General features: G+C 66.5%; 11 protein-coding genes. 4 read left to right on the forward strand and 7 right to left on the reverse strand.

What is annotated here, in order from left to right; translation table 11 throughout:
- The 4 genes from ACE3SS_RS13315 to ACE3SS_RS13330 all read right to left on the reverse strand — a co-directional run.
- On the reverse strand, positions 1-514 hold a 514-nt coding region (locus ACE3SS_RS13315), incomplete at its 3' end, for a response regulator (protein ID WP_374594711.1).
- 24 nt (positions 515-538) lie between these two features.
- The gene (locus ACE3SS_RS13320) at positions 539-2,485 is read right to left on the reverse strand and encodes a PAS domain-containing sensor histidine kinase (RefSeq protein WP_374594713.1); all 1,947 of its coding nucleotides are present in this window, start codon (positions 2,483-2,485) and stop codon (positions 539-541) included.
- A 2-nt stretch (positions 2,486-2,487) separates the two neighbouring features.
- The gene (locus ACE3SS_RS13325; protein ID WP_374594715.1) at positions 2,488-2,790 is read right to left on the reverse strand and encodes a PP0621 family protein; all 303 of its coding nucleotides are present in this window, start codon (positions 2,788-2,790) and stop codon (positions 2,488-2,490) included.
- Between the two features lie 21 nt (positions 2,791-2,811).
- Positions 2,812-3,687 (reverse strand): inner membrane protein YpjD, encoded by an 876-nt coding sequence (locus ACE3SS_RS13330; RefSeq protein WP_374594717.1) that lies wholly within the window; start codon positions 3,685-3,687, stop codon positions 2,812-2,814.
- An 88-nt stretch (positions 3,688-3,775) separates the two neighbouring features.
- On the opposite strand from ACE3SS_RS13330, the gene ffh reads away from it, so the two are divergent.
- Positions 3,776-5,161, forward strand: coding sequence for a signal recognition particle protein (gene ffh, locus ACE3SS_RS13335; protein ID WP_374594719.1), 1,386 nt, complete (start codon positions 3,776-3,778; stop codon positions 5,159-5,161).
- A gap of 183 nt (positions 5,162-5,344) precedes the next feature.
- Positions 5,345-6,037, forward strand: coding sequence for a DUF2726 domain-containing protein (locus tag ACE3SS_RS13340; protein WP_374594721.1), 693 nt, complete (start codon positions 5,345-5,347; stop codon positions 6,035-6,037).
- Positions 6,038-6,056: 19 nt separating this feature from the next.
- On the opposite strand, the gene ftsY is transcribed toward ACE3SS_RS13340, so the two are convergent.
- The gene (ftsY, locus tag ACE3SS_RS13345; RefSeq protein WP_374594723.1) at positions 6,057-7,121 is read right to left on the reverse strand and encodes a signal recognition particle-docking protein FtsY; all 1,065 of its coding nucleotides are present in this window, start codon (positions 7,119-7,121) and stop codon (positions 6,057-6,059) included.
- Between the two features lie 51 nt (positions 7,122-7,172).
- On the opposite strand from ftsY, the gene rsmD reads away from it, so the two are divergent.
- Positions 7,173-7,847 (forward strand): 16S rRNA (guanine(966)-N(2))-methyltransferase RsmD, encoded by a 675-nt coding sequence (gene rsmD / locus ACE3SS_RS13350; RefSeq protein WP_374594725.1) that lies wholly within the window; start codon positions 7,173-7,175, stop codon positions 7,845-7,847.
- Positions 7,848-8,171: 324 nt separating this feature from the next.
- A complete protein-coding gene (gene yiaY, locus ACE3SS_RS13355; RefSeq protein WP_374594727.1) occupies positions 8,172-9,323 on the forward strand; it encodes an L-threonine dehydrogenase in 1,152 nt (383 codons plus the stop codon).
- A gap of 109 nt (positions 9,324-9,432) precedes the next feature.
- Here yiaY and ACE3SS_RS13360 read toward each other — a convergent pair whose 3' ends face one another.
- Both ACE3SS_RS13360 and ACE3SS_RS13365 read right to left on the reverse strand, forming a co-directional pair.
- Positions 9,433-10,989 carry a methyl-accepting chemotaxis protein gene (locus ACE3SS_RS13360; RefSeq protein ID WP_374594729.1) on the reverse strand — a complete coding sequence of 519 codons (1,557 nt, stop codon included), beginning with the start codon at positions 10,987-10,989 and terminating at the stop codon, positions 9,433-9,435.
- 24 nt (positions 10,990-11,013) lie between these two features.
- Positions 11,014-11,137, reverse strand: a 124-nt coding sequence (locus ACE3SS_RS13365) for a transposase (protein WP_143329487.1), incomplete at its 5' end; no start/stop codon positions are given.

Here is an 11,137-nt window from a genome sequence, read left to right on the forward strand (position 1 = left end):
CGGCGCTGAGTTTGCGGTCGGCTGCAGCCTCGTCCTCGGCCTTGCGTGGCGCGGCGGGCTGCGTGGCCGTCGTGGCTGGGGGCGGCGCCGACTTGATGGACGGCAGGCTGCTGGGCTGGGTGGTCGGCTTGATGCTCGCCGAGCGGCCCAGCGCCGAGGCGACCACCGAGCGGAATTGCTTCAGATCGACGGGCTTGGTGAGGTAGTCGAACGCACCGGCCTTCAGCGCCTCGACGGCGTTCTCGGCCGAGCCGTAGGCGGTGATGATCACGGCCTTCTCGCGGCGCCCGGCCGACTCGATGCGTTGCAGCAGATCGAGCCCGGTGCCATCGGGCAAGCGCATGTCGGTGATGACGGCGCTGTAGGTGCGGTCTTGCAGCAGCGACCAGGCATCTTCGACGCTGCCCGCTGTTTCGACCTCGTAGCCCTCGCGCAGCAAAGTCAGTTCGTAGAGCGTGCGCAGATCCGGCTCGTCATCGACGACCAGCAGGCTGTACAAGGCGGGTGAGGACATGGTGGTCACGAAAAGAGAAGAGCGTCAGGACACTGCGGCGGCGCCGGCCAGTTCGCCGCGCAGGGTGAGGCGGAATTCATTGCGGTGCCGATGGTCGGGGCCGTGCTGGCAGTAATCGATGCGCGCGCCGTAGCGCTCGCACAGCTCGCGGCAAATATACAAGCCGAGGCCGGTGCCGCGGCTGCGTGTCGAGAAGAAGGGCTCGAAGAGCGATTGCTCCACCTCGGGCGCAATTGGTTCGCCATCGCTGAGCACGCCGATATGGATCAGGTTCGGGCGCTCGTCGTGCATTTCGATCTGCAGCGTCACGCGGATGGCGCCCGGCGTTTGCGTGCTGTGACGCCAGGCGTTGTCCAGCAAGTTGACTAGCACCCGGCGCAGGTGTTCGCCATCGAAGCGCACCAGCCAGGCGGCGTCGGGGGCGTTCGCTGACGGCGTTGGCAGATCCAATCGCATGGCGCAGAGCTCGCCCGGCGCGGCGCGCTCCGGCGAGAGTGAGGCGGTGTGCAGCCATTCGGCGCAGCAATGCGTGACGAGAGGCAGGCATTCGATGGCCGGGGCATCTTGCCGCAGGCCAGGGGCGACGGCCAGCACGTCGTCCACAATGCGCTTGAGCCGCGTCACGTTGTCGGCCACCATGGTCGTCAGCCGTTGCTGGGTGCCGGGCTGGGCGTCTTCGGCCAGCAGCGCATTGGCCTGTGCGATGGCCGCCAGCGGGTTGCGAATTTCATGGGCGATGCCGGCCGACATGCGGCCCATCGCGGCGAGTTTTTCTTGCCGCAGGCGGGCATGCACGGTGCGGACGTCTTCGACGAACAGCACGCACAGGTCTTCTGCGGCCTGGGCGTCGTTGCGGCGGGTGAAGCGCACGCGCAGGCGCAATTCGCGCAGGGCGACGCCGCCGTTGCCGGTGGTCAGCGGCAGCGCGACATCGCGGCCGCCCTCAGGCCACAGACCTTCGCTGAACGCCTGCTCGACCGCCTGCACCAACGGTGTCCAGTCGGCAATGCCGCGCAACTGAAACGGCGCCGCCGGGGCATGGCCCTCGGCCACCAGCATGCGCCGCGCGGCGGGGTTGGCGGCGCGCACGCGGCCGCGGCGGTCGACCACCAGCACGCCGTCCTGCATTTCGTCGATCACCAGGCGATTGAGCTGCGCCTGCTGGCGCGCCAGCTCCATGCTGCCCTTGGCGGTGAGCTCCTCGCTAGCCAGCCGGCTGGCGAGCTCGCCGCACAAGAAACTGATGGCAAACAAGGCCGCGCCGAACAGGCCGGCCTGGGTCATCAGCGACGCCAGGTTATTGCTGCTGATGCCGTTCCACCACGCCACCCCCAGCAGGACGAACGTGGCGCAGGCGGTCACCGCCATGGCCGACAACCGCGGCGTCAGGATGCCCGCCATCAGCACCGGCAGCACCAGGAAGGCCTGGTAATTCAAGTTGGCCGACGGCGCCAGCGCGTGCAGCGCGCCAAAGGCGATCAGGTCGATGCCGATCGTGGCTAGCCAATGGCGGCGCCGCAAGGTGCCGGTGGCACGATCCAGCGTCTGCTTGGTGGGCGGGCCGAGCCACCACACCGACCAGGTCGTCAGCGCATAGCCCAGCACGGCAGCCAGCGACCACGGCGGCAGGCTGTTGCCCAGCAAGGTGGTCAACAGCTGCACCGCGACGAGGGTCAGGCCCAGGGCCGCGCGCGCGCCGATGAACGTGCGGTAGATGCGGGCGAGGGGCGGCTGCTCGCCGCTCTGGCGCCGGGCCTGCTCGCTCAGAAAGCGCGAGTTGATATCGGGCCGGGCCGAGCGTGCACGCTTGCGGCGGCGCGCGGTGGCTCGGGGCGTTGGCGCCGCGGCGCCGCCCGATACGGCGGCGTCTGGGGCCGGATCCTGATCGAGCGAAAAGGCGCCGAACCAGGACGTCTCGACGGAGGGCGCGTCATCGGGCGCGGCGGACGTCGAGGGCGCTCGATCGGCCACGGTCAGCGCGGCCCTGGCGTGGCCGTCGAGCGACCCTGCCGCAGATGCTCGATACGGTGGGCTTCGCAGCAATAGTGCTGTCGCCGATTCGGGCTTTCGATGGCCTCGGCGCGGGGCACGTGCAAGTCGCAGAACGCGCACTCAACCATCGGCACGGGCAGGCCGTTGGCCGGCGCCCCGCGCGTGCTCGACGACCCGTCCGGGCGAGGGGCTTGCGGGGGCACCTGCGCCGACGGCGCCGCGCGCGTGCCACGCCACAGCCACAGCACGGCGCCCAGGGCGAGCAGCATCAGCATCAACTTCATGATCGGCGGGCCGTATCCATCTCAATAGGTGCCGCTGGGACGGCGCAGCACTACTTCAAATACAAAACGCGAGCCGACGTAGGCCAGCAGCAGCAGACTGGCGCCCACGTACAGCCAGCGCGTGGCAGGCCGTCCGCGCCAGCCGAAGAGTTGCCGGCCTGCCAGCAGCGCGGCAAAGACGATCCATGACAGCATCGACAGCACGGTCTTGTGATCCCAATGCCAGGGGCGCGCGAAGTGCCAGCCGAGTATCAGGGTGGCCGACAGCACGATGAAGCCGGCGTTGACGAAATCGAAGGTGAGCGTTTCAAGCTTGAGCAAGGGCATGCCCACGGGCGCGAAGGTGTCCTGGAACGATGCCCTGAACGAGGGGCGCGTGAGCCCGGTGCTGGGCTTCATGCGCAGGCGGCGATCATTGTGGCTCCACAGCGCGGCGTGCAGCACGGCGGCGCCGAACAGCCCATAGGACGCGAACCCGAGTACCCAGTGCAGAGGCGCCCACGGCGAGGCCAGATGGGGTCGCGATTCGCCCGGAAAAGCCCAGGCCAGCGCCACGGCCGCCACGCCGCACACGGCCAGCATGCGGCGCGCCCGGGGCAAGGGCAGCAGCCGGTTTTCGATCATGTAGACCGCCACCACCAGCCAGGTGGTGACAGACAGCGCGGGCGCAAAACCGAAGCGTGCGCCGGGCAACGGCGAACTCAGCCCGAAGGTATCCACGACGATGGCCACGCCTTGCGCCAGCCAACCGGTCAGCAAGGCCGCGCGCAGGCCGGGACCATCGCCTCGCCACAGCGCGCAAGCGTAGGCCAGCAGCGCCAGCACGCTGGGCACGGCAAGGAGCAGGTCAGCCGAGGCGGCTGCGGGAGATGCAGAGGGCGCCACAGATAAAATCATGGCGGGAGTTTACGTTGCGCTCACGCGCTTTCGCGCTGCTTCCGGCCGCCGCCACCTCGTCTCACACCTACTTCGCTCAACAAAATTTATGGCATCCACGCTGTCCGACCGTCTCGGTAAATTGATCAAGAACCTTCGCGGCCAGGCGCGGATCACCGAGAGCAACGTGCAAGACATGCTGCGCGAGGTGCGCATGGCTTTGCTCGAGGCAGACGTGGCCCTGCCGGTGGTGCGCGACTTCATCGCCCGGGTCAAGGACAAGGCCTTGGGGCAGGAGGTGGTGGGCTCGCTCAACCCCGGGCAGGTGCTCGTCAGCGTGGTGCACAAGGAGCTGGCCGCCACGATGGGCGAGGGCGTCGCCGACCTGAACCTCGCCACGCAGCCGCCCGCGATCATCCTCATGGCGGGTTTGCAGGGCGCCGGTAAAACGACCACCACCGCCAAACTCGCCAAGCACCTGATCGAAAAGCGCAAGAAGAAGGTGCTCACCGTCTCGGCCGACGTCTACCGCCCCGCCGCCATCGAGCAGCTCAAGACCGTGACCGGGCAAGCCGGCGCCGAGTGGTTCCCGTCGGAGCCCAACCAGAAGCCGCGCGAGATCGCCCTGGCCGCGCTCGACTACGCCAAGCGCCACTTCTTCGATGTGCTGCTGGTCGATACCGCCGGCCGTCTCGCGATCGACGAAGCGCTGATGGCCGAGATCCGCGAGTTGCATGCCTTGCTCAACCCGATCGAAACCCTGTTCGTGGTGGACGCCATGCAGGGGCAGGACGCCATCAACACCGCCAGGGCGTTCAAGGAGGCGCTGCCGCTTACCGGCATCGTGCTGACCAAGCTCGACGGCGACTCGCGCGGTGGCGCCGCGCTGTCCGTGCGGCAGATCACGGGCGCGCCCATCAAGTTTGCCGGCGTGTCTGAAAAGATCGACGGCCTTGAAGTGTTCGACGCCGAACGCCACGCCGGTCGCGTGCTCGGCATGGGCGACATCGTCGCGCTCGTCGAAGAAGTGCAAAAAGGCGTGGATGTCGAGGCCGCGCAAAAGCTGGCCGACAAGATCAAGGCGGGCAACGATTTCGACCTCAACGACTTTCTGGCTCAAATCAGCCAGATGAAGAAGATGGGCGGCCTCTCGGGCCTGATCGACAAGCTGCCGGGTGAGCTGGCCGCCAAGGCCGGGCAGGCCGACATGGACAAGGCCGAGCGCGACGTGCGCCGCATGGAAGGCATCATCAACGCGATGACCGCCAAGGAGCGCCGCCAGCCTTCGCTGCTGATGGACGGCAAGACCAAGGCCAGCCGCAAGCGCCGCATCGCGCAAGGCGCCGGCGTGCAGATTCAGGACGTCAACCGCATGCTCAATCAGTTCGATCAGATGCAGGGCATGATGAAAAAGCTGCGCGGGGGCGGCCTCATGAAGATGATGAAGCGCATGGGGGGCCTCAAGGGCGGCGGTTTCCCGGGCCTTGGCCGTTGAGCCCCGTTTTTGCATGACTGACGCGGCACGGCACATCGGTTCGTGATGCGCGTCACGAACGGCCGCAAGCGTGCCGGGTTTACCCCGGCCGTTTGGTCACACGTTGCTACGCATTCGCGTTGACCCTGACGCTGCAGACTGTTACGTTCAAGTTTCCTCCCTTCGCTCCCGAAGTATTGGTTCATGGACGCACTGTCTTTTCCTTTGATGATCGCCGTGGCGCTGGTCGCCGTGGTCGCCCTGATGCTGTGGTTGCGCATGCGGCGCTCCCGCCAGACTGATGCTGCCAGCAGCCAGCCGCGCGGGCTTGATGCGCTCGACACCGTGGCAGCCTGGGAGCCCGAGCCCAGCCGCATCCTCACGGCCACCGAGCGTCAGGCCTACGCCGTGCTGCGCCAGGCATTTCCTGATCACATGGTGCTGGGCCAGGTGCCGCTGTCGCGCTTCTTGCGGGTGCCCACGCGCAATTCGTACAGCGTGTGGGTGCGGCGTGTCGGCCATCTGTGCGCCGACCTCGTGGTGTGCAATCGCCACTCCGAAGTGCTGGCGGTGGTCGAGGTACGCTGTCCGCCCGAACGCGAGAGCCCGCGCACGGCCAAGCGCCACAGCCGCATGGATCGCGTGATCGAGGCGGCGGGCATTCGCTTGCATGTCTGGCGCGACGATCAGATTCCGAGCGTCTCGGCGGCTCGCGCATCGGTGTTGGTGACGCCACCCTCGCAAGAGGTCTCGAGCCCGGCTGCGGCGGCACTGCCCCCGATCGACTCGGAGCTGCCTGAAGCCAACGAGATGGCCGAGTTCCGCGAACCCCCGCCATCGACGTGGTTCGAGGATCTCGATTCAGCGCCGATGCCGCTGGAGCCGGCCGGGCGTTGACCCGCCGTGCCGGGCGAATTCAGCCCAGCAGTGCCTGGGCGAATTCGCGGGCGTCGAAGGTCTGCAGGTCTTCGAGCTTTTCGCCTACCCCAATGAAATAGACCGGCACGGGCGCGCCGCGTTTGCGCGCCCACAGGGCAATTGCTGCCAGCACGCCACCCTTGGCGGTGCCGTCCAGCTTGGTCACGACCAGGCCGGTCAGGCTCAGGGCGCCGTCAAAGGCCTGCACCTGGGTCAGCGCGTTCTGACCGGTGTTGCCGTCCACCACCAGCAAGACCTCGTGCGGTGCGCCGTCCATGGCCTTGCCGATGGTGCGTTGGATCTTCTTCAGCTCTTCCATCAAGTGAAGCTGCGTCGGCAGGCGGCCAGCCGTGTCGGCGATGACCACGTTGCTGCGGCGCGCGCAGCCCGCCTTCACGGCGTCAAAGCTCACGGCGGCAGGGTCACCGCCTTCCTGGCTGACGATTTCGACCTGGTTGCGGTCGGCCCAGGCCGACAACTGCTCGCGGGCCGCCGCGCGGAAGGTGTCCGCCGCCGCCAGCAAGACTTTCTGGCCCGACTCGGCCAGATGCCAGGTCAGTTTGCCGATGCTGGTGGTCTTGCCGGCACCGTTCACGCCGACCACCATCATCACGGTCGGATGGTGTTTGCCCACTTCCAGCGAGCGCTGCAGCGGCGCGAGCAGTTCGGCGATGGCGTCGATCAGCAGGGTCTTCACCTGCGCCGGGTCGGTGGCCTTGGCTTCCTTGACGCGGCGCTTGAGGTCGTCAAGCAGATGCTGCGTGGCGCCCACGCCGGCATCGGCCATCAGCAGGGCGGCTTCCAGCTCCTCGTACAGCGCATCGTCGATCTGCGTGCCGGTGAACACCTGCGCGATGCTGGAGCCGGTCTTGCGCAGGCCGGCGCGGAGCTTGTCAAACCAACCGCGGCGGGGGGCTTCCGCAGCGAGAGGGGGGGGGTCGGGCGTGGCAGCAGTCGGGCCGGCTGGTGTGCTTGGCGCAGGAGCGTTTGCCTCGGGTGGGGCGGTAACCGGTGCCGCCGAGGTGGCGGCGGGGGGCGCCTTTTTCTTGAAGAAACTAAACATGCTGCGGATTGTAGGTAGGGCTGACCTGGTGGGTGTGACTCAGCGGGCAGAATGACAGCCGTGAAACCAGCTCGCCCCTCCTCTGCCGCAAAGGCCTCGTCCAAATCACAGGCTCCGGCGCGATCGCACCGCGCGGCGCCACACGAGGTACGCATCATCGGCGGGCAGTGGAAGCGCACCAGGCTGACCGTGGCTGACGCGCCGGGGCTGCGTCCGACCCCTGATCGGGTTCGCGAAACCTTGTTCAACTGGCTGGGGCAGGACTTGACCGGCTGGCGTTGTCTCGATGCCTTTGCCGGTTCGGGAGCCTTGGGTTTCGAGGCTGCATCGCGCGGTGCTGCGCAAGCGACGCTGCTGGAGCGCGATCGCCGACTCGCCGACAACTTGCGCCAGTTGCAGGCGCGGCTGGCCGCTCTGGCGGTGCAGGTGGCGTGCGCCGATGCGCTGACCTGGATGCGCCAGGCGGCGCCGCAGTCGTTCGAGCTCATCTTCCTTGATCCGCCGTTCGACGCCGAACTGTTCGAGCCGGCGCTGGAGGCGGCCCGGCCCCTGCTGGCGCCGCGCGGGTTGATCTACCTGGAGGCCGATCGGGCATTCGATGCCTTGGCCGTGCAGCCTTTCGGGCTGGATGTCTGGCGCCACGCCAAGGCCGGCGCCGTCCACTATCACCTTTTGAGGCTGCCGACCGCTGCAACGCGTCAAAGCGACACAGCTGTCACGCTCTGATTCATCGGCTGCGTTTTTTTGGCTGTGTCGCTGCCCGCGGCGGGTGTCACGGCGTGGATCACGTTGGGCCACACCAGGGCGGCTCCGGATCGGCGCCTGGATCACGAGGCGCTGCCAAGTCCTTGATTTGTCGAGCAAGCGGTGCCGCGGCCCGGCTCTGGCACAGCGTGTGCGATTGGCGAATCGGTGGCCAATGGGTGGCCACCGGGAGGCGCCATGACACGGGGGGCTTCGATGCCACCACTCCCCCGTCTTCGGCAAGCCCTTCACCAAGGCGGCACGCACAGTTGCGTGCGGCGGAGTCTCAATCAAGGAACCATGCTCATGTCAACAAGCACATTTTTCATTCCGTCGGTCAACATGATGGGCGAGGGCTGCCTCGTCGAGGCCACGCAGGCGATCAGAAATCTCGGTTTCAAGCACGCGCTGATCGTGACCGACGCCTGGCTGAGCAAGGCCGGCGTGGCGGCTCAGGTTGCCGGGCTGCTCGTTGAGCAAGGCGTGCGCGCATCCGTCTTTGATGGCGCACAGCCCAATCCGACCGTCGGCAACGTCGAGGCCGGGCTCAAGATGCTGCGCGAGCAAGGGGCCGACTGCGTGGTGTCGCTTGGTGGAGGGTCTCCGCACGATTGCGCCAAGGGCATCGCGCTGGTTGCCACCAACGGCGGCGGCATTGCCGATTACGAGGGCGTGGACAAATCAGCCAAGCCGCAGTTGCCGCTGATCGCGATCAACACCACCGCCGGCACGGCCAGCGAAATGACGCGCTTTTGCATCATCACCGACGAGTCGCGCCACATCAAGATGGCCATCGTCGATCGCAACGTCACGCCGCTGTTGTCGGTCAACGATCCCTTGCTGATGCTGGCCAAGCCGGCGGCCCTTACGGCGGCGACCGGCATGGACGCGCTGACGCACGCCATCGAGGCGTATGTATCTACCGCAGCCAATCCGATCACCGATGCCTGCGCGCTCAAGGCGGTGACGATGATCGCCTCCAATTTGCGCCAAGCCGTCAACAACGGTGGCGACGTGCATGCCCGCGAGCAGATGGCCTACGCGCAGTTTCTGGCCGGCATGGCGTTCAACAACGCATCGCTTGGCTACGTGCATGCCATGGCGCACCAGCTCGGCGGCTTCTATAACTTGCCGCACGGCGTGTGCAACGCGGTGCTGCTGCCTCACGTCGAGAGCTTCAATGCGCCGGTGTGTGCCGCTCGGCTGGCGGATGTGGCGCAAGCCATGGGTGTTGCGCAGGGCGGCGCCGATGCCGCATTCAATGCTGAACGCTGTCTGGATGCGATCCGCCAGTTGGCCGCCGATGTGGGCATCCCGAAAGGGCTGCGAGGGTTGGGCGTCAAGACCGAAGACATCCCGACGCTTGCCGCCAACGCGCTCAAAGATGCTTGCGGCCTCACCAATCCGCGCACGGCTTCGCAGGCCGATATCGAAGAGATTTTCAAAGCCGCGTTGTAAGCCTGAACGAATGCTGGCTGGTGCGGCAGGATTCGGTGATCTTGCCGCGCCGCGCGCGCTCGTTGGCGAAGCGTTGCCAGGGGGCGCCGTGCCCGCAGCAAGACGCGGCTCAGGCGTTCACCCGGAACCGAGCTACCACGGTGCTCAGGCGTTGCGCTTGATCGCGCAGGCTCTCGGCGGCGGCGGCGCTTTCTTCAACCAGCGCGGCGTTTTGCTGCGTGGTCTGATCGAGCTGCGTGACCGCCTGCCCCACCTGATCGATGCCGCGCGATTGCTCTTGGCTTGCCGCGCTGATCTCGCCGATGCAATCGCTCACGCGACGCACGTGTCCCACCAGATCGTGCATGGTCTTGCCGGCCTCAGCCACGAGAGACGACCCGCTGGCCACGGTCTCGACGCTCGTGCCGATCAGGCTCTTGATCTCTTTGGCCGCGTTCGCGCTGCGCTGCGCGAGGTTGCGCACCTCGCCCGCCACCACGGCAAAGCCGCGTCCTTGCTCACCGGCGCGGGCAGCCTCAACCGCAGCGTTGAGCGCCAGGATGTTGGTCTGAAACGCGATGCCGTCGATCACGCCGATGATCTCGGCGATCTTGCGCGAGCTCGCGGCGATCTCATCCATCGTGCCAACCACTTGAGACACCACCTGCCCACCTTGTGCCGCGGCATCGCTGGCGCCCGCAGCCAGCTGATTTGCCTGCCGGGCCGTGTCGGCGTTTTGCCGAACGGTGGCCGTGAGCTGCTCCATTGACGCCGCCGTTTGCTGCAAGCTCGATGCCTGCTCTTCGGTGCGTTGCGACAGATCCATATTGCCGGTTGCGATCTGGCTGCTGGCGGTTGAAACCGATTCGACCCCCGCGCGCACCTCGGCCACCACCTCGCGCAGCGATTGCTGCATGCGCCCCACGCAAGCCATCACACTGCGGGTGTCGCCCGCTCGCACCGCCACCGAATGGCTGAGATCGCCATCGGCCACGCGCTCAATGGCCTCAGACACATCAGCCGGCTCGGCGCCGAGTTGTCGGGTGAGGCCGCGGATGATCGACAGCGCCACCACGGCACCCGAAACCATGGCCACCAACGTGAGCACCACGAGGATCACGCTGGTGAGCTGCACCTCGCGCTTGGCCTCTTTTCCGGCAGCCTCCGCGAGTTGCCGCTGAAATGACAAAAACTCGTCCACCGTTTCAAAGTAGCGTTGCTGCGCCGCCTTCAAAGGCCCCAACACCACGGTGCCGGCCTGTGCTTGCTGCCCGGCGTTGGCCAGCGAGATGGCCTGATCCAACGCCTGGCTGAAAGCCTTGCGTGCCTCGGTGACGTTCTTGAGCAGCTCGCGCCCGTGTGGCAGGTTCACGATCTGATCCAGCTCGGCATACAACTGCGTGTTGTGCTTGCGAGCCTCTTCAATGCGAGCAAGCCCGGCCTTGCGTTGCTCGGCATCGGGCGCGATCACCATGCTCTGCACGGCGATGACCGACACGTTCTGCCAATACCGCACCTCGCCAAGTTTGGTCATCTTGACGATCCGGTCGTCGACCAACGCGCCGATCTCGGTGCTCAGCGTGCTGACCTTTGCATAAGCCACCACCGCCAAGATCAGCGCGATGGCTCCCACCAACCCAAAGCCCAAGCTCAAGCGGGTCGAGACTTTCCAGTTCGAGAAATTCATATCAACACCTCGTTTAATTCAGGTTCATCGAGGATTTCCGGGGAAGGCTGCGCGGATCTTGAGAAAGAAGTACTCCTCGTCGCGGTAGCCATAGGCCCGTCGTTTGATGACTTTGATCGTGTTGTTGATGCCTTCGACGACGCTAGTG

The organism is Aquabacterium sp., from assembly GCF_041915145.1.
In the GTDB taxonomy this organism is placed as follows: Bacteria; Pseudomonadota; Gammaproteobacteria; order Burkholderiales; family Burkholderiaceae_C; genus Aquabacterium.